Below are 26,801 nucleotides of genomic sequence, written 5' to 3'. Positions count from 1 at the left end.
TCCAAGCAGCCGGGAAATTGGCATTAGGCATCCGCGCGGAAGTAGCGTTATGCCCATGAATCAAGTCCAATCTCTTCCCCCTCTTTCGCGCGCGCCGTTGCGCGCGGCTGAGTTCTTCGCCGGCATCGGTTTGGTACGTGCAGGCCTCGAACCCGCAGGCTTTGAAATCGTCTGGGCCAACGACTACGAGCCGGCGAAAAAGGAGATGTACGAGGGGAACTTTGGATCTGATCACGACTTCGCACTAGGAGACATAGCCAAGGTCAAAAGCGCGGCCCTCCCCGAAGACCTGGATTTCGCCTGGGCCAGCTTCCCTTGCACTGACTTGTCACTCGCCGGCGACAGGCGTGGGCTCGCGGGGAAGCAGTCTGGCACTTTCTTCCACTTCACCCGCATCATGGATGAACTTGAGGACAAAAAGCCCCGAGTTATCGCTTTGGAGAACGTCAACGGTTTGGCGACTTCGCACGGCGGCGACGACATGGCAGCCCTCGCCAGAGAACTGAACGGCCTCGGCTACAGCGTGGACGTCCTGGCTCTGGATGGCCGGCGGTTCGTCGCGCAGTCCCGGCCCCGCATCTTTATCGTCGGCAGCATGGACGTCCCAGTGGAAGATACAAAGGAAGTGTCAACACTGCGGCCCGAATGGTTGCAAGGCGTTTTCCAGGACCCAACCGTGATAACTCATCGTGCAGCCCTCCCTGAGCCTCCAGAGATGTTGACCGTCGGTCTGTCCGACGTGGTCGAAACGATGGGGGCACGTGACAGCCGCTGGTGGGATGCGGAGCGCAAGGATAAATTCCTCACCTCCCTCTCTGTGGTCCAACGCGAACGCCTGGACGCTATGAAGGCATCCCAGCACGTGACGTATCGGACGGCTTATCGGCGAACGCGGTCCGGTGTGCCCGTTTGGGAGATCCGGGCCGATGAGGTCTCAGGGTGCTTGCGCACAGCGCGCGGAGGGTCTTCCAAGCAAGCGGTAGTGATGGCCGGGCGAGGAAGAACCGCCGTTCGTTGGATGACCCCGGTCGAATACGCGCGCCTCATGGGAGCCGGAGACTACAACCTGAGCGGCCTCAGAGACAGCCAGATTCTTTTCGGATTCGGCGACGCCGTAGTCGTCCCCGCTGTCCAATGGGTCGGGGAAAACTACCTGGCACCCCTTATCCGGGGCGAACTCCGGCAGCCTGCACGGCTAGAACGGGTGGCTGGTTAGTGTCCTCCCGCGGTGATGCAGCGCTGCCCGGCAGCGGGCCGGCAGTCCCCATAGAGTCCTTGCCCGCAGAAGACGTCCGACAGTTTCGTGTCGAGCTCAAGGCGTTCATGGAAAGCCTCGATGAAGCAGGCCGAAGAATAGGCACAGCCAAATTCGGCATCTACGCGTTCTATGACTACGACGGAGAACCGATCTATGTCGGTCAAACACGCGAAAAGCTGTCCGGGCGTGTCGGTCGCCATCTGACCAATCAAAGGACAGATGCTGTGGCGATGCGGGTCTTGGATCCTTTGGAAGTCGCGGAAGTGCAAGTGTGGCCCCTCTGGGAATTCGACGAGTTGGCCCGCCGCGCGACAACCACGGAGGAGAAAAAGGAGCTGGCGCGCCTGCTCGATGCCTACGAGTACTCCGCTTACCTGAAGGCGATTGAGGACAGTCGATTCAAGGCGATTCTCAACGAGAAGATTCCACCCGTCTCTGAGCCCGTCGCTCTCCCCCAGTCGTTCAGAAAGTCACTCATCACAGATCTGCACAAGGTCGAACGAGGCCACGCGGACATCCGCATCGCCCGCAGAGCCGAAACGGTCTCACGGCTAGCCGACGTAGTCCGTGAGCGTGGAAAAGTCACGGTAGGCCTCCGCCGGGTGCTGGTCGTGCAGGCCGTCCGACTTGCCTTCCTGTCTGCTCAGCGTCTAGCCGTTGCTGAGGGGCGACCCATGCCAACGCCTGATTCCATCAACGTGAGCCAGCTTGTCGGTTCTGTACTCAGCGAGGCCCCTGACAGCGGGGAAGACGACGACGCTCTATGACGCAATGGGGACCAGGTCGTCGTCGACGGCTAACATCCATTCGCCGTCACCGAAGCGGATCTCGTACAGTAGTTCGCCGCCAGGGCTAAAGCCCTGGAAATTTATCTCGAAGTAGGGCCATCCGTCACGCGTCCGGGCCACTGCGTCTCGTGTCTTGACCGCGCGAAACGTGCCCAGCGGTGCAGGTCCCCGGGATCATGACTACCAATCGCTGCCACGGAACTCATCCTCGCTGTCGCTAAAAGGTGCACCTGACACAGGAGTTCAGGTTGCAGAAAGAAATACGCTCTTGGCGCCCTATGATATCCGAATGGACGTTCTCTCCGACGATGACCCGCGGCATGGCACTCCCAACGGATATGGCAACCTCGGTTGCCGCTGCGACCGCTGCCGAGAAGCAAACCGCAAGTCCCACTACGCTTACATGGAACGCGTCCGCCGCGAGGGCCGCATGCTGGGCAGCCACGGGACAGCGCTGAGTTACGACTCCGGATGCCGCTGTGATGACTGCAATGCCGTTCACAACAAGAAGTCCCGGGACTACAAGCGAAGTCGACGTGCCCAGAATTAATGAGCACCACGACCCGGCGCTCCCCTGCCAAGGCACGGCGATAACGGCTTCCTCATCAACCTCCGGCGCTACGCGGATGCAGGGCGCTCTAGGGACAATGCAAACCTGGCGGAAGCCCGCCGACAGCAGAGGTAGGGTGAAACTGGCACTAGAACCTGCCCATAGGAAGAATCACTCTTGGCCGCACGTGAGCCGTACAGAACCCACCGCCAGCAGCACCTGGGCGACTTCTTAGACCTATTGCAGAAGCGGGGATGGATCGATTGGGAATGGCGCAATGAAGACAGCCCCACCCTATTCCTCATCGCCGAGCGCGGCTCTCCCCCAACCAGGTACCGGACTTGGGAAGCCGAAGCCCTGGCACAGCGCATTGCCGACAAGGCAGGCATTCCCTGGATACCCGTCCCTTACCCGGTGGCTTGATCGCTACAACGAGACCATGGCTCAAATCGCTCTTTTGAAGGACCGGATGGAGGGGACTTCTGGACCTGGCCCTGATGGCATGACCTGGGAACGAACCGCGTTTGCGTCCGCGCCGATTCTGGGCACCGGGCTACGAGGCTTTTGCGTGATGACTCGCCATCCGAAAGGGTTCAAGTGCTGGCGCTTCACCAAGAGTCGCGCCGATTTCGGGTTGAAATACGACATCTGGATGGGAATGCCTCCGGAAGGCAAGAGAATGTGCCCCGCAGAAGGCTCAAGGTGCCATGGGACCTGGCACCCCAGTACGACATCACCATGGAAGGTTGGAAGCGTGTGAGGGACGAGGCCATCGCCAAAAACGAATCCTCGGCCATGTGGGCAGCTCTTGAACTGCTCATACCTTCGGACGTTGCCGAGTTGCATCTCACGCCGGTGAACGATGCCCTCGTCGTCCACGATCAACTTGCTCTTGAATCCCTCACCGGCTCCCTGCAGACCATTCCTGGATCATCCACAAGAGCAAGGCTTGCTTTTCACCCCTCGCTACCCTCCATCGCGGAAATGGCATGCCAAACCAATCCGGCTCCGATTCTCGAGCTGATATGGGCCGAAGAGGCCAAAGCTCGAGAAGAATCCAAGAGAGGCGGCACAGACAAGGACTGGGACACCAGAATTCCCATAGAAACCTCCCCCCGGTATGAATACGACTGCTACCTCCGCTGGAGGAACCGATGCATGAGCTTCTCCGCCAGTGGTGCGGGTACCGTTCCGTAACTGCCCACGAGCGGCTCTTCGCTGCAGAAGCGGAGGTCAATCATCTGGACGCCCTGCTGGCTTGGTCCGTAGACTGCATCCGCCAGTTCAACGAGAGCACCGCCGCAGCCATCGAGAAAGAGCACGAAGGCGAACGCATCACTCCGTACAACATCCGTTCCGTTCCACATCGCCCACCGGAGCCCGTCGAAATACCCGCAATTGAAGTCTCGCGCCGCCGACGCTGGCCGCGCTGATCCATAAAGTCCCGCGACTACAATCGACGTGAACACAGCCAAAAGTAGAACCAGCGCTGGAACCAAAATTCGCCGTCGGAAGAGTCACCAGTGGCCGCACGTGAGCCGTGCAGGACGCACCGCAAACAGCATTTGGTGGACTTCCTGGACCAGTTGAAAAGTCTAGGATGGCTTAACTGGGAGGGGGCATCGAAGCCAACCCCACCGTATTCCTCATCGCAGAGCGCGGGTCGCCCCGGAAGGCATATCGAACGTCGGAGGCCGAAGCTCTGGTGCAGCGCCTGGCCGACGGAGAGGGGATCCCCTGGCTACCCGTCCCCTACCCCCAGCGGCATTGATCGACACATGGAGACAATGGCTATGATCGCAGCCCTGAAAGACGAAGAGCAAGGGGACTCGAAAAGCGGCAAGTGACAAGGGCCTACGGATGCCTCCGCAAGCACTAGTTCAGCCAGTTTTCGGGGAAGGAAACAGCTAGGCTGAGATCTGCTGTCATCAGGCGGCGGCTAATTCCCGAAAGATGAGCCACATGTTCAATCGTGACAAGAAGTCGACATGACCGACGTATCAACGGACGGTATCGAGGCGTCCCCAGATATGACTGGAGAGAACCCCCAAGTGGACAAGACATACACCATGACCGTCGAGCTTTCCGTACTGGAGTCACTAGGGATAAACCTTTATAGCAACGCTGCCGCTGTCCTGTCCGAACTTGTCGCCAACGCTTATGACGCTGATGCAGGCGTCGTTGACATCAAATGGCAGCCGAGGGCCCCCGAAGGTGAAGCGGAAGATCAAAGCGGACAGGCGGTCCTGCTCGAGGTAATTGTCTCCGACGATGGTGTCGGCATGAACGTGGAACAGCTAAACCAACGCTTCCTCACGGCTGGATACAAGAAACGCTCCGAGGAGGGTACCGTCTCTCCGACGAAGAATCGGCCCTACATGGGTCGGAAGGGCATCGGAAAGCTCTCCGTGTTCTCCCTCGGCCGGACCGTGGAAGTGTTTAGTAAAACAGAAACCGGCGAGGCACATGGCTTCCGCATTCGCGTGGAGGACCTAGAAGAAAGCATCCAAGAACGCCTGCCGTATCATCCCGCTCCCATCTCCGTGCCTGCAAAGTACAACAAGAAGGGCACGACAATCATAATGAGCGAGCTTAAGAGTAAGCGCGCCAATTTAACCGCTAGCGCCCTCCGGAAGCGCCTCGCGCGCCGCTTCGACGTCCTCGATCCACGAACACCGGATAACGGCGGGTTTCACTTGGTTATCAATGACGAGCGCGTGACGTGGAAGGACAGACAGGAACTTAAAAAGCTTGAATTTCTATGGGAATTTGGCACTCAGACGCTTTCAAATGATGTCCTTCCAACGGGGATCCAACGCTTTGTCCTCCCAACCGCATTTGTTGATGCTGACAAGGGATGGAAGGTTGGAGGCTGGTTCGGAACTTCAAAAACGCCTACAGATCTAATAGATGACCTAGAAGCTGGATCGCTGAAGAACATCATCGTGTTGGCCCGCAAGCGTCCCATACAGGAAGGCATTATCGAAAAGCTCGACTTTAGCAAACTGTTTGGTAACTACGTAACGGGTCAAGTGGAGGCCGATTTCCTAGACCTGGACGATCCCGAATATGAGGACATAGCAACAAGTGACCGTCAGCGTCTCATTGAAGATGATGAACGCGTACTAGCACTACAGGGCTTCCTGCGGAGTGCTTTCCTTAAAGCTGCCGAGCAGTGGAGTGAGGCCCGACCGAAACGAGAAGCTGTCGATGCCCTTGCCCGCTATCCCAAGCTGAAGGCTTGGGTAGCAGATCTACCCGAGTGGCAGCGACCAAGCGCGGAAGCAATGGTAGGGACAATCGCAAGCCTGGACTTCGAGAAGAAAAATGAGGCTCGGGACAGATCTGCGCTTTTTCGCTCGGGTGTGCTCGCCTTTGCGCGAGTGGGATTGAGGCAATCTTCAGATGACCTTGCTTTGCTGAGCAACGTGACCGCCCAAGACCTTTTGCCCCTGCTTGGTCAGCAAGATGCGTATGAAGCGGGCCTGTGGTCAGACATCCTCCGATCACGCGTGGAAGCCATCGAGCAGCTACAAGGCCTAACTGATTCGAATCAGAAGGAAGCTGTCTTGCAGCGTCATCTCTTCGAGCACCTCTGGCTTTTGGATGCGTCCTGGGAACGCGCCACAGGCAGTTCGAGGATGGAAGAGAATCTCCGAAGAATCGAACCTGGCCTGTTCGCCATGGATGACGAGCAAAAGGAGATAACCGGGAGAATCGATATTCGATACAGAACGGTCAGCGGTCGTCACGTCATCGTTGAACTGAAGCGGTATGACCTTACAGTGGATGCCCGTACCCTGGCCGAACAGGGGGTGAAGTACGCGTCCGCTCTGGCCGACATACTTCGCCAACAACAGCGTGACAACGAAATCCCCGGCATCCAGGTGATCTTTGTTCTGGGACGCAAACCAGGTACTCAAGGTATGGGCATAGCCGCGAACGCAGAGTCGTATTATCGGAGCGTTTTTGAGTCAAGCAACGGCAGTTATCGTCTCTACGACGCCCTCATCGAAAACGCCCGGAATCAGTACCAAGATTACTTGGACGCGAGTGTCACTGCACGAAATTTGGACGAGCTTATTTCGACGCTCGACGGCAGCTAGCTACGCGCCTTCACGCCCGTTCGCAGTCCCTTGTTCACCCCAGGTTCTTTCCTGCGATCGGAAGGCCAGAATCACTTCGTATAGGAGCATCGTCGAAGACGTAAAACAGGGCCAGGACAGCCGAAGCCCTGCGACTGACAGCACTGGACCCCACAGCCGGCCGGCCCAGCGGAGGCCCGAAAGCGTTGTGCGTGACCCGCGGTGAACGCCCGACTCATGCAGAGTCCGTGGCAGGATGTCAATCATGGACAGGCAGTTGCGGCGCGCTCCTGACGCGGAATGGGTGCTGATGTACCGACTCGGCCTGAGTCGGCAACGCATCGCTGCCCTCGTGCGCGCCGGGCCCTCCGCCGTCGCATACCACCTGGTCGTTGCCCGCCGCCAGGACCCCGGTCTCGAGGCCGAACACCAGGCCGCAGCCGGCGCCGCACCCGTTCCCCACCCCTCCCCCACGGACCTCGCCCGCTTGGACGAGCTCATCGCCTGGGTCAAGGCCGAAGGCCGGCTCCCCCGTGATCGCTCCGGGCAACGGAGCGAACGGGCGTTGGCGCGGTGGCTGGCGGCACGCCGACGCGAAGCGGCCGAGCGGACCCTGGACCCGGCCTACAGTGACGGCCTGACCCAAGTCCCCGGGTGGATGGGAAACCGCAGGGACGCCGAGGACGAGGCCCGCTGGCATCACCGCCTGGCCCAGCTGGAGGACTTCCGACACGAGGGCTACGACTGGCCCCGCCACAAGGGCTGCGACTCTGAGCGGGAACACACCCTCGGCGTGTGGATCCACACCCAGCGGTACAAACACCGCCGCGGCGACCTCGACCCTGCGAAGGCCAAGCTCCTGGACGACACCGTTCCCGGGTGGCGGACCGGGAGGACCAGGGGCCGCCCTCGCGGGCGGTGACCTCAAAAGTGCGCGCCTTCCAACCGGCCGCCGGCCAGGACGCCACCCCGCCTAGTACCCTCAGAGTGGTTTTCCAGTCCCCCAGCTTGGAGAACCGGGAGCCTCCGTATCGAGTCCCTTGGATTGGTGCGGAGGCATCCTCATAGGTCGCAGCCAGGGCCCTCTTCCCGGTTGTGCCCACTAGGGGCAGGCGGAGCCCCCCGCACAGCGCACGCTGGGCGGTGTCCAATGATCGTCTGGCGCGGGCCGATGAAGGAGGCCGGACCTTCTTCATCGGAGGGCCACCGTTTGCTACGTCAGACTAAATTGGCCTAGGTAAATTACTTCCGTTGCCGTTTTCGCTGTAGTACGGAGGTCGCCAGGCAAGAACTGTGCTATCCGTTTTCACCGCGTATGCGGGTGAGTTTATGGCGGCAGCAATCCTCTGCACAGCGAAGAGGCCAGTTACTTGGACGGCCACACTTGGTCGTCCCATCCCTCAACTGGCCGAGGCTATTGGAACGCCAACCCCAGACCGTGGCGTCGGTCTTCAACGCATGCACTGACCCGTTGACAGCGATGATCAGGTTACCGACTCCGGAAACCCAACATTCGACTCGCTCGCGGACTCACCCAGGAGCAAATCGCCGCGCGACTGGGCGTGCCCGCTCGTTCTCCCCATGATGCCGGATGCGTCCGAAACTTCGCGTGCGGCGATCTCAAAGCATCCATGGGCGAGGGCAGCGGCGGCATCGTCAGCTGCGCCAGGCGTACGACTTCGGGAGGCGTGTGCCGTCCCCGGACCTCGTCTGGAGCAACCCGGAGTTGGGCCGCCCGGATATTGCTTCGTATCTGTCGAATGGTTTGTTCCCTGGGGGTCCGGGGTTCTTAACATGCGGACATCGGCTCGCCCCTCTCTGCCCGTTGCGTTCATCATTCCAGAGGGGTCAACCACCGCCAAGGCTCCGCATCCGACTGTTCTGCGCTCGCTCAACTTTCATCGATTTACGCCGCACCTTTAGGGACGTTCAACGGCTTCCGAGAGGTTCTCGAGCCATCCCACGGTTTTCTCGCCGGGGCGGCGGCGATGGCAGTCGCAGTCTCGCGCCAGGCTGCGAGCTCTGCAATGGCCAGATGCGGCTGGATCGCAATATCCCCGGTGCACGGGGACGCGCTTAGCGTCGTCCGCACGCACGAGTTCAAATCTTACCGTCACCGCCAGGTAGCGAGGCCCCCGCTTCCTTTTGTTTACAAGGGAAGCATCGGCCTTTGCTTCGCCCGTGACGGGCTTTGAGGTAATGCAGCGGTAACAGAACTCTCACGGTGGACGCGCCCAGAATGAAAAGAGTCGACAGGGTAGGACCACAGCGGACGCGGAACTTTCGAGTAAGAGTACGGATTTTTCGGGGGTTTATGCGGGCTACCGTCATCTTCGATCAGCGCAGGTCGGGGCTGTTTTCTGCTGTCATTCGCTTTCGTCTGTTGTCAGCGAATCCGCGGGATATATGCGGGGTTCGGCGACAGTCCAGGGCCGAGTGAACGCTGCGGTTGAAGACCTCATGTATGTGGAAGTAAAGATGTCGCTCCTGCCGCGCCGATGGGTCCACATCGCACCGCTTCCGCCAAATCGAACGCCCCGCTTCCCCCGTAATACAAGAAAAGCGGGGTCTTCTTGCCTCGACGAGCGACCATCCGACAGCCATGACCTTGCGAGGATCATGTATGTCAGCTGGTCGCCAACAGCTTTTCTAGCGGAGCTTCAAGGGACTCTCGCCCATGACCGCTTTTTAGTTCTCGGCGTTAAGCTGCGCTCGAGGCTAGTTCCCTTGGCCTCTCCCGCCGACCGGCCCCTGGCTGCAGGTTCGGCTCTTCGGACACGTGTAACGGGCTGCCCGCATGGCGAGGATCCGGGCCGACTGCTGCTTCTGCTTCCTCATGCCATCAAATATTGCCACGATTTTCGATGCGCCGCTCAATCAAAGTCGGCTCCCAAATCCGGAGGCCATCGTGGGTAAAAGCCAAGAATCCACGGATATATTCGTTTTCATGCCGGCCACGGACGACTCCCGCGCGCTGAGGCACGAAGAAGGCTTCCATGCCCCGAACTTCGGCAACTCCGGCCTGTGGTCCGCGAATCTTCGTCACGCGTGCCTCGACGGTACGCAGTCGCCTTGTGTCGGCCCAGAAGTCTAAGCCAGGATCCCACTTTCCCAGTTCCGAGTGGTGCACCAAGGATGCCATTCCATGGCCGTCTCCGTACCAGTCGACGGACCGCGTTCGCGTGCCCTCATTCCGGGCCATTTCCGCACTCTTACGGGCGTGCTTTGCTGCTTCAGGTACGGACTGGGGGAGCTTGTCCAGGACATCGAGCGCATATGCCACGAACGAGCAGTACTCCGCATCGAGAGTCGGGTTGGAGGACCGCCAGTACGCCAAGACTTCCTTGATTCTCTCGTGCGATACCGGCGGAGTCTTCATTCGGACCGCCCGCCACCACGCCAGTGCGTCCGACGACGAGTAGCCATCGACGGCCATGTTTTCGTCCAACAGCGATACAACGCGATTGACGTCCTTCTGAGCGAGGGCTCGCCAGTCCCGGTCAACACGAGCCAAGTAAGTCCAGACTAACTGTCGACGAACGATCGGCAACGGGACGGTGCCCCTCACGAGCAATGCGTCTAGGAGCTGAAGGGAGGTGCCGTAGTCCCCGTAGACCCGCCTAAGTTTCGCTCGCTCCGTCTGCTCGAAACTGCTCGGCTTTCGCGGGTCCCCGCGGTAACGCAATGTTGAGATCAAGTCCTCCGCTTTTTCTAGGCTTGAGACCACCAGCCGGTGCGGTGCGCCCTTCAGATAATTCGCGAGCGTGGTGTCACGGATCGCGTACTCCACGAGTTTGACACGCATCTGGATTTCGCTGACAAAGCCGTGGTCCTTGGTGCTGGCTGCGAGTTCGCGAGAGATCGCAAACTCTGCTGCCGCGTCATCCACCCACGGAGACAGTTCGTCAAGAGAGACATGGCGGCCGAGACCGTCGTACACGCGTGCTCGATAAACCATGCCGAGGATGTGATGCAGTGTAGAACTGTCCGGCGAAAGGGCACTCGCCCGCTTCGCGTAGGTCTCCGCGGTTTCGAAGTCAACCATGCGAAACGCGTAGTAGCGCGCCGCATGTGCCCAAACGTGCGGATGGTCCGACTGGCGCTCGGCGACGTAAGCCAACAACTGCGCGGCGCCGTCCAGGGATGGAATCTTCTCGATGAGACGGGCGAAACTCTCCCGGCTCGGTCCGGACTGGGCAAAGTCGTCGTCGCGTTCAACAAACACGCTCTCGAGGAGTTTTCGCATGGCATCGTCGTCCTCAGCCTCGAGGCAGAAATCGGCGAACAGGCGACCCCAGCCAGACAAGGCTTGAGTCCATAGATCATTGCCGCCGCCAAGCTGGCGCAGAATTTCCTCCGCCACGAGGGGGTGGGTAGTCCGCCACTCGCCTTCCGCCGAGCGCCAAAGAAGACCCCTTAGTTCAGCTGCGAGAATGCGCGCGAAGCCGCCGGCACGAGATGACGGAAGTCCCACGAGGCGCGCTAGGGCGTACTCGGGGATCGACGATTGCCCGAAGAAATGGGCGATACTGCAGACGAGCATCACCTGTCGCTGTGGACCCTCGACACCCGCCAAGCGACCTCGCACATAGGCTTCAATGCCTCGGAAGTCCTCTTCGAAAGCGACGAGCCCGAAGAAGAAGGCGTTACGGCGATGATCGTGATAGCCCGCAATTGTTTGCAAAGCCCCTCGAGCCGCGTAGGCCCGCGCGCTGTAAGCGTCCACGAATGCCTCAGCTTCGACGTCTCCGAGGACCTCGGGAATGTAGGGCGACGACGAGTGCGCGGAGGGCGGGGTGTATGCGCGTGAGACGGCGAACACGACGGCGGGCAGCGATACGGCGTGTAGCTCGTCGATGAGTGCCGCGATCTGGTCGTCACGAACGTCTGCCGCCTCGGCGACAACCAGTACGGTGTTTTTTGTCTGACGGCTGACGGCCTCAATCCGTTGAATAGTTTCGCCCGCCCGGATCTGGTGCAGGAGCATGACCGGAAATCGTGTGCGAATGTTGAAACCAATTCTTCGCGCCAATGTCGTCCCACCTGAGCCGGGCGCGTGGAACAGGTTGAGTCGAAGTGTGCGGCGGTTCGAAAGCATGCCGAGCAGTTGCTTCTGGATTGTGTCAGTCTCAGTCCGTGTGACATCGGCGTCGACTCCGAGCGCTGCGAGCGTGATTTCTCCGCCCCTTAGGAAGTCAAGTGCTTCCGCCTCGGCGCCGCTGGTGTCGGGTTCCGCGGACCAGTAGACGGTCGCATCCTCGCCTATCCAGCCCGCATCGGCTGCGGAGATCTCAACGGGGCCATCCACGCCCGGCAGCCTGCGGGTGTCGGAGGCCAATTCCGGCGGCATCATCCCGGTCAATGCCCCTGCTAGCTCGTCCGGACGTAAGGCGAGTCGGAAGTCTGAGTTGATCGACCGACCTGACCCGAGTATGCCCACGAGAGCCCGTTCCCCAAACTCCGTTAGTAGGTCGTCGACGAGTGGTACGCGCCATGAGTCCCAGCCGCTATCGCCGTCATCCGTCACCAAGAGGACGACGTGGCGCCCACCTATTGACGAGGCAAACGTCGATAGCATTGAACGCCATGAACGACGGACCGTGCGTGTCCAGCGTTGGATGTCCACGACCGGGTCATCAAAACCTTGAACTCGCAACCACGCAGTGGAGCTCGTACCGAACGGTGGAGGGCTAAGCGGTGCGCCAAGGTGAACCGCTCGACGGTCTTCAAGGGCTGCGCGCGCGCTGGCAAGAAGTCCATCGATTTCTGAGCGGGGATCCAGGTCAACGATCATTGCGACGGGAAATCCGCTTTTGACAACAGCCTCGGCATAAGGTGAGCTTGGCGTGGCAATGAGAACAAAACACTCTGTGGGCGATGGCAGTGGAAGTCCCGCAGCGAGAAGGTCGGGCTTCGTCTGTTCAGCAGGGAAGCTTGCCTCCACGTTGACGTCCCACGCCTTGATGAGTTGCATGGCAATCTCGCGGGCATTCTTAATGGCGCGTTCTTGGCCGCCGTCAGCGTCCGCCTCTGACTTGTTGTGGATGAGATCTGAGATACCGCGGACCAAGAAATAGTCGGGGGTCGCGTCTGCGCGATCAATTGCACCGAGAACCGAAGCGCCTTCCATCTCGACGGCAAGCGAGTCTCCACCGAGGGCCTGGATTCGCTTTAGTTCTTCGGCATCAACGTCCGCTACGACCTTCTCTCCGCTCGCGATCGCACCTACAAAAAGCCGATATTCATTCGGGATGTGGCTTGCGCGAAGCCTCCGCGCGATGCCGTCGAGTTCTGAGGAGACAACACGTGTGTCGGACCGTGACTGGAATTGTCCCTCTTTGACCTTCCCAACTTCATACGAGTAGACCTTGTCTGCAATTATGACGTCGCCAACTTTGACGTCCTTTATGCCGCCCGCGATACCGACAAAAGCGACAAGCGCGGGTTGGTACTTGTCTATCGCCTTGAGCGTGGCCATCGCAGAAGGGGACAGCCCCATCCCGACTTCTACAAGCGCCGCGGTCAGAGCGCGACCGTCATACTCAATGCGCCCTCGGATTGCAGGATCACTGAGAACCGGATCCTCGACCGGATCGAGGATCAACTCCTTAAGGCATTCCCACTCGATTGGCACCGCGCACAGCAGCAGTACATCAACACCGTCCATTTGCATACCCTCCATGACATCCAAGATGGCGTCCGTTGTTATCGAAAAGTACGAGTTTCTCAGACGGCCGTGGTTTGAGTATGTCTCAATACGTCACCCGCACGACCTGACGACTCCCCGGACATGTTCGTATTCTTTTTCGGTACCGCTTACTCGGCGAAAAGGCATTACCTAGTTTCGGATGTTGACTCGAGCCACGGTGGTTTGCTTGTTCGCTGTGACATCGGGCCATTGCTGGAGGCGGGCGTGGGCCGCAAGAGGAAGGCCCCCCAGCCCATGGCAAGTCTGCACAGTCGACATAAACTCGGCGTGGATCGAGGACCCCTCGGCGGGAATCTCAAACTATAAGTCTTCATATATCTGTCGCGCGGGCACGGCGCTTTTCCGTGGGCCCGGCGATCTGTGCGGTTGGCTCATGAGTAGCATGGCGTATCGCTTCGGGTTCGTGTTCGGTGCAGTGCTGTGGAGTGAATCCGTAACTCACTCACCCACACCATAACGGTCATTATGTTGTGGATTGACTGCGCACCCTCGGCCGAAGAAGCCGCCAACAGTCTGTCGGTGTTTGGGGGACGACCCACCCTGTTCAAGGCCGACGGCCTGCCGGACTCGCCCTCGACCGGCGGGGTGGTGGACGGGCTGCGGTCCAACCCGCAGGTCTCGGACCAGGAGGAAGTCCACGAGGTGTACCGCCGCTGGCGGACCCTCGCGGAGAAGTATGAGCCGCACCGCCTGCTGGTAGGCGAGGTCAACCTGGAACCGGCCCGCGCCGCCCGCTACACCCGGGCCGATGAAATGCAGCAGGCCTTTGCCTTCGCGTTTGTGAAGCTCGGCTGGGATCCGGAGGCGTGGGCCGCCGTCGGGAACGACCTCGAAGCCGCCAGGCAACTGCACGGCGCGACGCCGACGTGGGCGCTGGAAAACCGCGACATCGTCCGTTCCGTCACCCGGTTTGGTGGTGGGGAGGTCGGCGCACTGCGGGCCCGGGCCTCTTTGGTGGCTTTGCTGGGTTTGCCTGGCCCGGCGTACCTGTACCAGGGGCAGGAGCTCGGGCTGCCCGAGGTCGACGTCCCGCTAGAGTCCCGGGTGGATCCCATGTGGGCCCGCGGCGGGGTCTGCCGCGACGGCGCCCGAGTGCCGCTGCCCTGGACCGCGGACGCGGCGCTGAGCCACGGCTTCTCGTTTGGCGGAACGTGCCGCGGAACCCTGGCTGCCGATCCCGGTGGACTGGGGCACGCACGCGATCGAACTCCAGCAGCAGGACCCAGAGTCCTCGCTGGCGCTGGTGACCAAGGCTCTGGAGCTGCGCCGGCTGCTGTGGAAGACGGAAGTCTCTGTCGCGAACGACGGCGGTTCGTGGCGCGTCGAGGCCGGCAACCTGCTGATCTGTGAGCGGAGCCCCGACTTCTTGGTCGCCGTCGCAATGGGAACCGAGCCGGTGCAGCTGCCGGCGGGATCCGTGCTGCTCAGCGCCTAGCCGCTGGCTGAGGATGGCTGGCTGCAGCCGAACAACGCCGCCTGGGTCCTCCGGGACTGACGGGACCCGTCACACCGTCACACCGTCACACGAAAAGGGCCGTTCACGTTTCTTATGGAACGTGGACGGCCACAGCCAAAATCCTCTGCTTTCCCGGCTACTTTTCCACTGCTTCCTCGCTGCCGGCCGTAGGGTTAGCGGACGTGTGCTGGTGAAACCGGCTATGTTGCACTGAGGATCAACGCCCGTCACAGCCCACTCGTCGGCTATACATTGAAGCGGAACTCCACCATGTTCCGACGCCGATGACTATGAGCAACAACATAGCTCCAGTCTGGGGGGGATAAAAGTAGTTAGAATCGCGACCGTCAATGGGAACTGACTAGGATCACTCGGGAAAGTACGAAGATGCTGGGCCCGCTCCTATGCAGAAGGCAAAGCTAATTGTTCAGGATGCGCTATCTTTTGATAGCAGGGCCGCAGACTAGGAGCGCGCCAACGGCGAATCGGGGGACGACGTGTTTGAACTGCGATACGAGGAGTACCTGGACTGGCACGAGACCGCACAAAAGGGGTTTCTTAAGCCAGCGCTGGCCACAGCACTGCGGCTTGTCGAGGAGCTGCTTGACCATCGCATCGACTCAGTTGACCGCGGACGCTTTCGCATCTCCACAAGTCGAGTCAAGTCAGCGCAACGATCTTTCGCCAAGCTAAATCGCGAGAAATATGTAAGCCAAATCAATGCCCTGGATGACGTGCCCGGAGCGATTGACGATTTGGTGGGCCTGCGACTCATCTGCAACAACCTGTCGGACATAAACACTTTCCAAGAGATCATCGGCGAACTGCCGATCGAGAGTCCCACAGTAGCTCAGTCACTCGCAGTGGAGCATGATTCGCATCGCGACTACTTCGCCAGTCCGAAGCCGTCGGGCTACCGCGCCTACCACGTAAATCTTGTCGTGCCCGTTCCGCATATGAAGGGAAACCGGCGCGTTCGGGTCGAGGTTCAAGCGCGAACACTGCTCCAAGATGGTTGGGGCGAATTGACTCACGAGGACACTTACAAGCCGGGTTCCACTGTGCCGGAGTGGATCGTAGGAATGTCACTTCGCATGGCGGAACTGTTGGCTGCCGTAGATAACATCGCTCAGGATCTCCGCACCGGCCTAGACGTCGAGGCGCAACGCTCGGTGCGCGCAGTTGATCCTCAGCCGTCCGAAGTAGCGGTCGCCTTCGTCGCGAGTGGGCCCGACGCAGTAGTCATACCTACTCCGGGTGAGGGCGCATCCGGATCGTCATTGATTGACGGGACTGGCGGAGTTCCGAAACGGGATCGAGACGCGGAGATAGAGGCCGCGCTCATAAGTGAGACGGCGGTTGCGGTTCGCGGACTAAGAAAGCCTCTGGCGCTGGCTGCCTTGTCCCAGCAACTGACGCTCGTGTTCGGCACGGAGATCACCCGTGTGTGGGCGAACTTCGGAGGATTTAAACGCTTCCTCGAGTCTGTAGTTCCGGAGGCTGAGTTGTCTGGGCCAGCCCCCGGGTATATTCATCCTCCGAATACGCCGATCCCTGAAGGATGGACGACGGAGGACACGGGTACCGGAGTCGTACCAGAGATAACGCGAGAACTCCGAACTTATGACAAAGCGCTGCCCCTCATTGGCCCCGAGAGGGTCGACCAGGTGATCGTGGCGGTCGCGAACGTGTTGCAATCCCTCGAGCTGGGTCATGCCCCCGCGAGCAACCTCTCCGCGTCGGAGATCGACACCCTGGCTCGTCAGGCACGCTCTGATGCCGAGAAGCGCGGTCAGTTGGTTGTACGCCCGCACGCAACCTACGTGCTGCAGGCGGCGAACCGAGCCGGACGGATTCTGCCAGCGACCAACGCGAATGACCTCCGCCACATTCTGCTCGATCGAATTCTCTCGATGGGTGAGCTTAATGGTCTGATCAGCAAATCTCCTGACACTGAGCAGGAAGTCCGGGAGTGGCTTGGCCTCGAGACTGCACCTGCGCTCAATCAGGGGAGAGACTCCTGACACGATCACGAGCGGCGCTGGCCAATCGATCAACAGTTCCAAGCGACCCGCGGCCGATGTCGCATGAAGATTCTAGCTGCGAGTTCAAGAACTGATGCCGCCGTCACCGGGGACCTGTGTCAGTTCGTCGCTACCGTGTGCGGCCAGTCGACTCGAGCGGTGCAGTTCCTGAGCATTGATGTGCCCCGAGAAGCCGGGCCTGTCGCCGCCGGCACAGATTGCTACGGATTTCTGTGCGCTCCGTCAGCACGCTTAAGAGCTGGATCGCCCGTTTACGAAACGTAACGTGATCCCGCACCCACCCCTTACTGTTGATCCTGCACCCAACGAAACCGTTTACGTAAACCGTTTTCCGAAACCGATTACGTATCGCGAGAAGCAGACAACACAGACACCCTCAGGGAGGAGGAACAGTGGTCACCATCCGCGATGTCGCCAAGCACGCCGGCGTCTCCCCGGCCACCGTCTCCCGGGTTGTCAACGGGCTGGTGGGCTACTCCGACGAGACCCGGGAACGGGTCGAGACTGCGGTCAAGAGCCTCAGCTACGAAACGGACTACCTCGCCCGGGGCCTCAAGACCCGGCAGACGTCCGTGATCGGGCTCCTCGCCCCCATGGTCTCCGACGCCCTCGCCTCCCAGGTCATGCAGGGCGTGGAGGAGGAAGCCCAGGAGCGCGGCTACGCCGTGATGCTGGGCCGCACCGGCGCCAAGTCCGCCTACATCGCCGGCTACCTCAGGACCCTGCGCACCTACCGGGCCGCCGGCGTCATCCTCATCTCCGCGGTGATCACGCCGGAGACCAGGCAGCTGCTGGGTCCCAACGTCCCCATCATCTCCGTCGCCATCAGCGACAAGTCCGGCTCCCCCAGCGTGGCCATCGACGACGAGCAAGCAGCCTACGACGCGACCCGCCACCTGCTGCGCCTCGGGCACCGGCGCATCGGCCTCCTGACCGGCGACCCGGCATCGATCCACGTCGCCCAGCCCCGGAAACGCGGCTACCTCCGCGCCATGGCCGAAGCGAACTGCACCCCGGTGACCGCCACCGGCAGCTTCTTCTACGAAAGCGGCGCCCCCGGCGTCGACGACCTGCTGCTGCAGGAACCCGGCCTCACCGCCATCTTCGCGATGAGCGACGAGATGGGCGCCGCCGTCGTCAACGAACTGCAGCGGCGCGGGCTCCGGGTGCCGGAGGACGTCTCCGTCCTGGGCTTCGACGGCACCTCCACCTCCCTGCACGTGAACCCGCCGCTGAGCACCATGGCCCAGCCGCTGGAGGAGATGGGGCGGATGGCCGTGAAGAAGCTGCTCCGCTCCCGCGACCTGGGGCCGAAGATCATGCCGCACCGGCTGATCGAGCGCGGCTCCACCGCGCCACCCAGCCCAAAACCGCCAGGCATCCCAGAACCCACCAGCTAGCCCCACACAAACCACCGGCGGCAGCCGGCACTCCCCCGTGCCACAAACCAGGCAGCCGCCGCAGTTCCGCATGCACCAAACCACTCGCACCACCACACATAACAAGGAGCAACACATGAGGCAGCGATGCCGCACCTGGCAGACTCTTCTCGCCACCACCGCAACCCTGACCGTCGCCGCCGTCGCCCTCACCGGCTGCGGCGGCACCGCCACGGACGCGAAGAGCACCTCGAAGGCCGCCGCCGCGTCCTTCGAGGGCAAGGGCCCCATCAACTACGTCTCCAACCGCGACGCCTCCGGTGCCGCGAACAAGACCATCGAGGAGTGGAACGCCGCCCACCCGGAAGAGAAGGTCACGTTCATCGAACTGCCGGACTCCGCGGACCAGCAGCGCCAGCAGCTCATCCAGAACGCCCAGATCAAGTCGGACACCTTCAGCGTGCTGAACCTCGACGTCGTCTGGACCTCCGAGTTCGCCGCCAACAAGTGGATCCTGCCGCTCCCCGCGGACGCCGTCCCCACCGACAAGATGATCCCCGCCACGGTCAACGCCGCGACGTACCGGGACACCCTGGTCGGCGCCCCGTACTACACCGACGGCGCGCTGTTCTACTTCCGCTCGGACCTGCTCAAGGCCGCCGGCATCGCCGCACCGCCCAAGACCTGGGATGAGATGAAGACCGCCTGCAAGGCCATCCTGGCCCTCCCCGAAGCCGCTGGCATGTCCTGCTACACCGGCCAGTTCGATAAGAACGAGGCCCTCACGGTCAACTTCTCCGAGGCCGTGGCCTCGGCCGGCGGCACCGTGGTGGACGCCGACGGCAAGCCCACCGTCAACACCCCCGAGGCCAAGGAAGGCCTGAATCTGCTGGTGGACGGCTTCAAGGACGGACTCTTCCCCTCCGACGCCATCACCTACCTCGAAGAGCAGGGCCGCCGCGCATTCCAGGACGGCAAGCTCGTCTTTATGCGCAACTGGCCCTTCCTGCACGCCTCCCTGAGCGCTACCGACGGCTCCAGCAAGGTGGCCGGCAAGTTCAGCATCACCTCCATCCCCGGCACCGACGGCCCCGGCGTCTCCACCCTGGGCGGCCGCAGCCTCGCCATCTCCCCGTTCACCCCGAACAAGGCCACCGCGCTGGAATTCGTCAAATTCTTCACCAGCCAGGAGCAGGCCCAGAAGCGCCTCGCCCTGTCCTCCCGCGCCCCGGTCTACGCCGCCCTCTTCGAGGATCCCGCCGTCGTCGCCAAGCGCCCGTTCTTCCCCACCCTGCTGACCTCGCTGAACAACGCCCAGCCGCGCCCCAAGGTGGTCCAGTACGGCGCCACCACCAAGGCGATCCAGGAAGAGGCTTATGCGGCCATCACCGGCGCGAAAGACACGGACACGGCCCTGAAGGACATGCAGGCCAAACTCACCGAGCTGTCCAAGTAACTCAGTAGCCCCAGCAGTTCAGACCACACGCCTGGCCGGCCGGTCCACCCCGACCGGCCAGGCACGCTGCAACTCCAGTTAGGTACCCAGCATGACGACGACGACCGCCCCGCCCGCCGGCGCGCAGACCGGCACGCCCCAGCCAGGCAGCCCGCGCAAACGCGGCAAACGCTCCCCCGGTGAAGGCCGGATGGCCGCGATGCTGCTCTCCCCCACCATCCTGGTGCTGGCCCTGGTGATTGTGTACCCGCTGCTCTCCGCGGTGCACCAGTCCCTGTTCCGCGCCGAATCCGGCCTGGACGCGGACGGCTTCGTCTCCGACGTGGAATCCTTCGTGGGCCTGGCCAACTACGCCGACCTCTTCGTCGGCGAATCCGGCCGGCGCTTCCTCAACGCCTTCGCCAACACCACCTTCTTCACCGTCACCACGGTGTTCCTCGAGACCGTCCTGGGCCTGGCCCTGGCCCTCGCCATGAACCGGGCCTTCCGCGGCCGATCCTTTTTGCGCGCCAGCATCCTGGTCCCGTGGGCCGTCCCCACCGCCGTCTCCGGCCTGCTGTGGCGCTGGATCTTCCAGTCCGACGGCATCGCCAACACCCTGCTCGGGAGCGAAATCCTTTGGACCGCCGAAGGCAACGCCTCCAAGGTCGCCGTCATCATCGCCGAAGTCTGGAAGACCGCCCCGTTTATCGGCCTCCTGGTCCTTGCAGGCATGCAGGTCATCCCCGGCGAAGTCTACGAAGCAGCCCGGATCGACGGCGCCGGCTGGTGGCGCCAGCTCGGCTCCATCACCCTCCCGCTGGTCAAGCCCACCCTGCTGGTCGCCGTGCTGTTTCGTATGCTCGACGCGCTGCGCATGTTCGACCTGCCCTTTGTACTGATCGGCCCCGGCAAGGAATCCGTGGAGACCCTCTCCATGCTGGCCTGGGACGAATCCAACCAGCTGCGCTACGGCTCGGCCTCCGCGTTCGCCGTCATGCTCTTCCTGTACGTCGCCGTCGTCGCGATCGTCTTTGTGAAGGTCCTCGGCGCCGACGTCACCGGCGCCAAGGAACTGAAGCTGCTGTCCAAGAAAAGCGCGAAGAAGTCCCGCACCCTGGCCAACTCCGAACAGAAGAAGGCCGAGGCCACCCGATGACCATCTCCGACCTCCGCAACGCCGCTAGCGATTCCGGCGGCGTCGCCCCCGGCGCACGCACCGCCGTCGTACCCGGAAAACCCAAAGCCAAGCGCACCTGGCGTTCCTACAGCGTCTACGCCGGCCTGGCCCTGATCTTCGCGTACTGCCTGGCCCCGTTCTACTGGATGCTGGTCTCCAGCCTCCGCCGCACCGCGGACATTTTCGACAACACCCTGCTGCCGGCGCCGTTCTCGCTGGAGAACTACGCCAAGGTGTTCGACGGCTCCACGATGTTCGGCCAGGCGCTGCTGAACTCCCTGATCGTCGCCGGCACCACCACCACCTTCGCCCTGGTCCTGGGCGTGTTCGCCGCCTACGCGATCTCCCGGCTGAACTTCCGTTTCAAGTCGGTGATCCTCGGCGTCATCATCGCGACGTCGATGTTCCCCGGCATCTCCGTGGTGGTCCCGCTGCTGCGCCTCTTTACGGACATCGGCTGGATCAACACCTACCAGGCGATGATCGTGCCGAACCTGTCCTTCGCGATCCCGCTGGCGGTCTGGAACCTCACCACGTTTATGAAGGCCCTGCCGTTCGACCTTGAAGAGGCCGCCATGATCGACGGCTGCACCAAGTGGCAGGCGTTCCGCCGGGTGCTGCTGCCGCTCGCCGCGCCGGGCGTCTTCACCACCGCCATCCTGACGTTCATCCACAGCTGGAACGAGTTCATTATCGCGCTGTCGATGATCAACGACCCGAAGATCCAGACCGCCACGGTCGCGATCTCCAAGTTCACTGGCGCCACCGAATTCCAGGCGCCCTTCGGCGAGCAGATGGCCGCCGGCGTGATCGTCACCGTACCGTTGGTCATTATGGTGCTGATCTTCCAGCGGCGGATCGTCGAAGGCCTCACCGCGGGCGCGAGCAAATGAGCCCTGCCGAAGAGACCGCTTTGGCGCCTGCCGCCGAGTGGTGGCAATCCGCCGTGATCTACCAGGTCTACCCGCGCTCCTTCGCCGACGGCGACGGCGACGGCGTGGGCGACCTCGCCGGGCTCACCGCCCGGCTGCCGTACATCGCCTCCCTCGGCGTCGACGGGATCTGGATGACCCCGTTCCAGCCCTCCCCGCAGGTGGACCAGGGCTACGACGTGTCCGACTACTGCGGCGTGGACCCGCTGTTCGGCACCATGGAACAGTTCGATACGTTGCTGGAACTGGCGCACTCGCTGGGCCTGCGGGTACTGCTCGACGTCGTCCCCAACCACTGCTCCGCCGAGCACCCGCTGTTCCAGGCTGCTTTGGCGGCCGGCCCGGGGTCACGGGAGCGGGACATGTTCCATTTTGTGCCCGGTCCAGTGGACATGTCCGACGATGGCGGGCCGGGTTCCGGTGCTGCTTCGGTCGCCGACATCCCGCCGAACAACTGGCAGAGCGTCTTCGGCGGCCGCGCCTGGAGCCGCGCCGACCCCGGCTCGGCGACGGACACGGACTGGTACCTGCACCTCTTCTCCCCCGAACAGCCGGACTGGAACTGGCGCAACCCGGCCGTCGGCGACTACTTCGACGGTGTGCTGAGCTTCTGGTTCGACAAGGGCGTGGACGGCCTCCGGATCGACGTCGCGCATGCCCTGTTCAAGGCCGACGGCCTGCCGGACTCGCCCTCCACCGGCGGGGTGGTGGACGGGCTGCGGTCCAACCCGCAGGTCTCGGACCAGGAGGAAGTCCACGAGGTGTACCGCCGCTGGCGGACCCTCGCGGAGAAGTATGAGCCGCACCGCCTGCTGGTAGGCGAGGTCAACCTGGAACCGGCCCGCGCCGCCCGCTACACCCGGGCGGACGAGATGCAGCAGGCCTTCGCGTTCGCGTTTGTGAAGCTCGGCTGGGACCCGGAGGCGTGGGCCGCCGTCGGGAACGAGCTCGAAGCCGCCCGGCAACTGCACGGCGCGACGCCGACGTGGGCGCTGGAAAACCACGACATCGTCCGTTCCGTCACCCGGTTTGGTGGCGGGGAGGTCGGCGCACTGCGGGCCCGGGCCTCTTTGGTGGCTTTGCTGGGCCTGCCCGGCCCGGCGTACCTGTACCAGGGGCAGGAGCTCGGGCTGCCCGAGGTCGACGTCCCGTTAGAGGCCCGGGTGGATCCGATGTGGGCCCGCGGCGGCGTCTGCCGTGACGGCGCCCGCATCCCGCTGCCCTGGACAGCGGACGCTGCGCTGAACCACGGGTTCTCGCTGGCTGACCCGGCCGCGGCGGTTCACGGACCAGTGCCGTGGCTGCCGCAGCCCGAGGGCTGGGGCACGCACGCGATCGAACGCCAGGAGCAGGACCCGGCGTCAGCGCTTAACCTCACCAAAGCAGCCCTCGGGTTGCGTCGAAAGCTGTGGAAGAACGAGATCTTTGGCCCCGACGACGGCGGCACCTGGCGCGTCGAAGCCGGGAATCTGCTGATCTGCACACGCGGCGAACATTTCTTCGTCGCCGTCGCGATGGGCAGCGAACCGGTGCAACTGCCGGCCGGAACCGTGCTGCTCAGCACCGAACCGCTGGCGGCGGATGGCTGGCTGCAGCCGAACAACGCCGCATGGGTGCTGCGCCACTGAGCTGACCAGCCGCACGAAGTGCCGTCCACGAACCCCGTTGCGCTATCACTTGTAGCTGCTCTAAAGGCTCAGAACGCCCATAAGTGATACCGCAACGGGGAAGTGGGGGCCCTCCGTTCCTCGATGAAGGGCGCGCCCGGCAAAACCGGACGCGCCCTTAAGTGCACCGAAGCCGCGTGTCGGTTCAGGCGAGTCAACTAGTCGACGAGCGCCGGCTGCTTGTCATCCTCTGAAGCGTCAACAAAAACCGGAGCCTTCCTCCGCTGATGCAGCCAGTTCGCCACCGCCAGCAGCGCCACCAGCGAGAAAGTGCTCAGCAGCTGGGGGCGTGAGTCCTCGCCGATGAAGCCCACCGTGAAGATCGCCGCGAGGATGAGCAGGCCAAAGCCCGTCAGCCACGGGAAGCCGGGCATCCGCAGGGGAAGCTCCGTTCCCTCGCGGTCGGCGCGGAGCCGCAGCGCGAGCTGGGCCAGGAGCGCGGACGTCCACACCAGCAGGCAGGTCGAGCCCACAATGTTGAGCAGGACGGGAAGGACTTGATCGGGGAAAGCCAGTTCCAGCCCGACCGTGACAACGCCGAAGGCGACGCTGGCCAAGACTGCGATAACCGGGACCCGTGCCTTGGACACCGAGGCGAGCAGGCGCGGCGCGTCGCCCCGCTCGGCGAGGGAGAACGCCATCCGGGAGGCGCCGTAGAGGTTGGCGTTGAGCGCGGAGAGCAGTGCCGCCACGGCCACCAGGGTGATGGCGGTGGCTGCGCCGGGCATCCCGGCGGCGTCCAGTACCGCCGCGAACGGACTCTTCAGCCCCGCCGAACCCACGGGGACCACGGCCGCAATAATGAAGATGGAAGCGATGTAGAAAACCAGGATGCGCCACAGCACCGTGCGGACCGCTTTCTTCACGCTGCGGGCCGGCTCGGCGGTCTCAGCTGCGGCCACGGAGACAATCTCGGTGCCGCCGAACGCGAAGGCCACCACGAACAATGCTGTGGCAATCCCGGCGAAACCGCTGGGTGCGAAGCCGGCACCGGTGAAGTTGGACAGGCCCGGCGACTGCACTCCCGGCAGCCAGCCGAAGAGCAGGGCTGCGCCCACCAGGAGGAACCCGACGATTGCTGCCACCTTGAGCAGGGCGAACCAGAACTCGAACTCGCCGAAGTTCTTCACGCTGGTGAGGTTCACGGCGGTGAGCAGCACGATGAACACGAAGGCCATCAGCCACACCGGCAGGGCCGGGAAGATGGTGGCCAGCAGGCCTGCCGCGCCGAGGGCTTCGGCGGCGATGACCACCACGAGCTGCAGCCACCAGAGCCAGCCCACCGTGGCGCCGGCCACCGGCCCGTAGGCCTTGGCGGTGTAGACGGAGAAGGCTCCGCTGTCCGGGTTGGCTGCGGCCATCTCGCCGAGGGCCCACATCACCAGGATGATGAGGGTGCCGGCCACGAGGTAGGAGATCAGCACGGCCGGGCCGGCGGCCTGGATGCCGGCCCCGGAGCCGATGAAGAGGCCCGCACCGATGGCGCTTCCCAAGCCCATCATCGTGAGCTGGCGGGGTTTGAGTGCGGCGCCGAGCGGGCGGCCAGACGTCTTTGTCTGTTGTTCCATGGGGAGTCCTCTGGTTGTGGAACGGATTGATAAGGGGTCGATAAGTTCCTAGGCTGCGTGGGCTTCCAAAACCCGGAGCACGCGGTTGTTGGCGGCGGGGCCGGCAACGGTGATCCGCACCCCGTCACCTTCGTAGGCCCGGACCATGATGCCCGCGCGGTCAAACGCATCCACGAGCCTTGCCTGGAGGCCCTCATCCGCACGGATCCACAGGAAGTTGCCCTGGCTCGGCGGCAGCTTCCAGCCCTGGGCTTCGAGCTGCGCGGCCATCCGGGCGCGCTCCTGCTTGACGGCTGACACCCGCGATTCCATCTCGTCCCCGGCGTCCAGCGACGCGATGGCAGCCTTCTGGGCCAGCGCACTCACCGAAAAGGGAAGGGCGGTGCGGCGCAGTCCCTCGGCGATGGCCGGCGCCGCCACGGCGTAGCCCACGCGCAGGCCGGCGAGTCCGTAGGCCTTCGAGAAGGTGCGCAGAATGCAGACGTTCGGGAACTGGCGGTAGAGCGACAGGGAATCGGGGCCGCTGCCCGCTTCGGCGTACTCCACGTAGGCCTCGTCGACCACCACGAGGATGTCGGAACGGACAGAGCGCAGGAAGGCCTCGATGCGCGTGTGGCTGAGCGGCACGCCGGTCGGGTTGTTGGGGGTGCAGAGCAGGATCACATTCGTGCGGGCGGTGACGGCTGCGGCCATGGCATCGAGGTCGTGGCCTTCAAAGGTGTCCAGCGGAACGCGGACCGGCCGGGCGCCGGCCAGCTCCACCAGGATGGGGTACGCCTCGAAGGAGCGCCACGCGAAGATCACTTCATCCCCGGCATCGCACAAGCCGGTGATGATCTGCTGGAGGACGCCCACGCTGCCCGGTCCCACCGCGACCTCTCCGGCGGTGACGCCGAAGTGGCTGGCGATCCGTTCACGGAGTTCGACGGCGGCACTGTCGGGGTAGCGGTTCATGGTACCGGCCGCTGCGGCCACCGCGGCGGCGGCAGCGGGCAGCGGCTCGTAGTGGCTTTCGTTGCTGGCAAGGGCAGCAATGTCGGTGCCTGCGCTGCGCCGGCCCGGGACATACGGCGGGAGGCCGGACACGGCGCCACGAAGGGTGGGGAGTGCGGTGTCCGGTGCGGTGCGGAGCTGATCACGGGTCATGAGGACTGATCATGGTTGTGACTCCGCCCACAATGCAAGGTACGCTCAACCCATTGGGACTTCTGCTCAACTTCAACTGTCTCTGGTGAAAATATGACCATCCTGCACCCCCGCACCCTGGATTCACTCGACGGCAGGATCATCCTGGCCCTGGATAAGGATCCGGAGGCCAGCGCCCTGGCACTCTCCCGGACACTCGGCGTCGCACGGAACACGGTCCACGCCCGGCTGGCACGGCTCGAGCGCAGCGGCGCCCTCCGCTCCTTCAGCCGTCGACTGGATCCCGCTGCACTCGGCTATGAACTGATGGCCTTCCTCTCCCTGTCCATCAGCCAGACCCGGACAGGTGCGGTGGAAGACGGGCTCGCCGCGATCCCGGAGGTCATTGAGGTTCACGCCACGACCGGCGACGCGGACCTCATGGCCAAGGTGGTGGCACGCGGCACGGCGGATCTCTATCGCATCACCAACCAGATCCTGGAAATCGAGGGGATTCAACGGACCAGCACGGCCATTTCCGTGCTGGAACTCATGCCGCCCCGCTACGACGGACTGCTGAGCCGGCTCTCCGAGCAGGAGCCCCGCGCTGCCGGCTAAGTGCGG

17 protein-coding genes are annotated in these 26,801 nt (G+C 62.8%); 14 read left to right on the top strand and 3 right to left on the bottom strand.

Going from position 1 to position 26,801, the window contains the following annotated elements; all coding sequences use genetic code 11:
• The first annotated feature begins 55 nt into the window (after positions 1-55).
• From dcm to QK287_RS11770, 6 genes are all read left to right on the top strand, one after another.
• Positions 56-1,216 (top strand): DNA (cytosine-5-)-methyltransferase, encoded by a 1,161-nt coding sequence (dcm, locus tag QK287_RS11795; RefSeq protein WP_282360173.1) that lies wholly within the window; start codon positions 56-58, stop codon positions 1,214-1,216.
• A gap of 107 nt (positions 1,217-1,323) precedes the next feature.
• On the top strand, positions 1,324-2,025 hold the full coding sequence (locus tag QK287_RS11790; RefSeq protein ID WP_282360172.1) for a GIY-YIG nuclease family protein: 702 nt from the start codon (positions 1,324-1,326) through the stop codon (positions 2,023-2,025).
• 1,273 nt (positions 2,026-3,298) lie between these two features.
• Entirely contained in the window at positions 3,299-3,793 is a 495-nt protein-coding gene (locus QK287_RS11785) for a hypothetical protein (RefSeq protein ID WP_282360171.1), read from the top strand.
• Entirely contained in the window at positions 3,751-4,029 is a 279-nt protein-coding gene (locus QK287_RS11780) for a hypothetical protein (RefSeq protein ID WP_282360170.1), read from the top strand. The genes QK287_RS11785 and QK287_RS11780 overlap by 43 nt, the downstream gene beginning before the upstream one ends.
• 555 nt (positions 4,030-4,584) lie before the next feature.
• The gene (locus QK287_RS11775) at positions 4,585-6,702 is read left to right on the top strand and encodes an ATP-binding protein (RefSeq protein ID WP_282360169.1); all 2,118 of its coding nucleotides are present in this window, start codon (positions 4,585-4,587) and stop codon (positions 6,700-6,702) included.
• 244 nt (positions 6,703-6,946) lie between these two features.
• Positions 6,947-7,603 (top strand): helicase associated domain-containing protein, encoded by a 657-nt coding sequence (locus QK287_RS11770; RefSeq protein WP_282360168.1) that lies wholly within the window; start codon positions 6,947-6,949, stop codon positions 7,601-7,603.
• A gap of 1,920 nt (positions 7,604-9,523) precedes the next feature.
• Here the strand turns inward: QK287_RS11770 and QK287_RS11765 are convergent.
• Complete coding sequence (locus tag QK287_RS11765) at positions 9,524-13,348, bottom strand: 5'-methylthioadenosine/S-adenosylhomocysteine nucleosidase (protein ID WP_282360167.1); 3,825 nt, start codon at positions 13,346-13,348, stop codon at positions 9,524-9,526.
• 507 nt (positions 13,349-13,855) lie between these two features.
• On the opposite strand from QK287_RS11765, the gene QK287_RS11760 reads away from it, so the two are divergent.
• From QK287_RS11760 to QK287_RS11730, 7 genes are all read left to right on the top strand, one after another.
• A complete protein-coding gene (locus QK287_RS11760; protein WP_282360166.1) occupies positions 13,856-14,740 on the top strand; it encodes an alpha-amylase family glycosyl hydrolase in 885 nt (294 codons plus the stop codon).
• A 603-nt stretch (positions 14,741-15,343) separates the two neighbouring features.
• Positions 15,344-16,870, top strand: coding sequence for a hypothetical protein (locus QK287_RS11755; RefSeq protein WP_282360165.1), 1,527 nt, complete (start codon positions 15,344-15,346; stop codon positions 16,868-16,870).
• Between the two features lie 413 nt (positions 16,871-17,283).
• A complete protein-coding gene (locus QK287_RS11750; protein ID WP_282360164.1) occupies positions 17,284-18,291 on the top strand; it encodes a substrate-binding domain-containing protein in 1,008 nt (335 codons plus the stop codon).
• Positions 18,292-18,406: 115 nt separating this feature from the next.
• Positions 18,407-19,726, top strand: coding sequence for an ABC transporter substrate-binding protein (locus tag QK287_RS11745; protein ID WP_282360163.1), 1,320 nt, complete (start codon positions 18,407-18,409; stop codon positions 19,724-19,726).
• A 91-nt stretch (positions 19,727-19,817) separates the two neighbouring features.
• A complete protein-coding gene (locus tag QK287_RS11740) occupies positions 19,818-20,864 on the top strand; it encodes a sugar ABC transporter permease (protein WP_282360162.1) in 1,047 nt (348 codons plus the stop codon).
• Positions 20,861-21,778: a carbohydrate ABC transporter permease gene (locus QK287_RS11735; RefSeq protein ID WP_282360161.1), complete on the top strand. Its 918-nt coding sequence runs from the start codon at positions 20,861-20,863 to the stop codon at positions 21,776-21,778. Before QK287_RS11740 ends, QK287_RS11735 begins: the two co-directional genes overlap by 4 nt.
• Complete coding sequence (locus QK287_RS11730) at positions 21,775-23,445, top strand: alpha-amylase family glycosyl hydrolase (protein WP_282360160.1); 1,671 nt, start codon at positions 21,775-21,777, stop codon at positions 23,443-23,445. The genes QK287_RS11735 and QK287_RS11730 overlap by 4 nt, the downstream gene beginning before the upstream one ends.
• Positions 23,446-23,642: 197 nt before the next feature.
• Here QK287_RS11730 and QK287_RS11725 read toward each other — a convergent pair whose 3' ends face one another.
• The gene (locus tag QK287_RS11725) at positions 23,643-25,052 is read right to left on the bottom strand and encodes an amino acid permease (protein ID WP_282360159.1); all 1,410 of its coding nucleotides are present in this window, start codon (positions 25,050-25,052) and stop codon (positions 23,643-23,645) included.
• A gap of 48 nt (positions 25,053-25,100) precedes the next feature.
• Positions 25,101-26,198: a histidinol-phosphate transaminase gene (hisC, locus tag QK287_RS11720; protein WP_282360158.1), complete on the bottom strand. Its 1,098-nt coding sequence runs from the start codon at positions 26,196-26,198 to the stop codon at positions 25,101-25,103.
• A gap of 93 nt (positions 26,199-26,291) precedes the next feature.
• Here hisC and QK287_RS11715 point away from each other — a divergent pair, with 93 nt between their 5' ends.
• Positions 26,292-26,795, top strand: coding sequence for an Lrp/AsnC family transcriptional regulator (locus tag QK287_RS11715; RefSeq protein ID WP_282360157.1), 504 nt, complete (start codon positions 26,292-26,294; stop codon positions 26,793-26,795).
• The last annotated feature ends 6 nt before the right edge of the window (positions 26,796-26,801 follow it).

The sequence above is a fragment of the Arthrobacter sp. AL05 genome, from assembly GCF_029960715.1.
Lineage (GTDB): Bacteria > Actinomycetota > Actinomycetes > Actinomycetales > Micrococcaceae > Arthrobacter.
The sequence above is the reverse complement of the archived record's forward strand: the minus strand, read 5'-3'. Positions and strand labels throughout refer to the sequence as shown.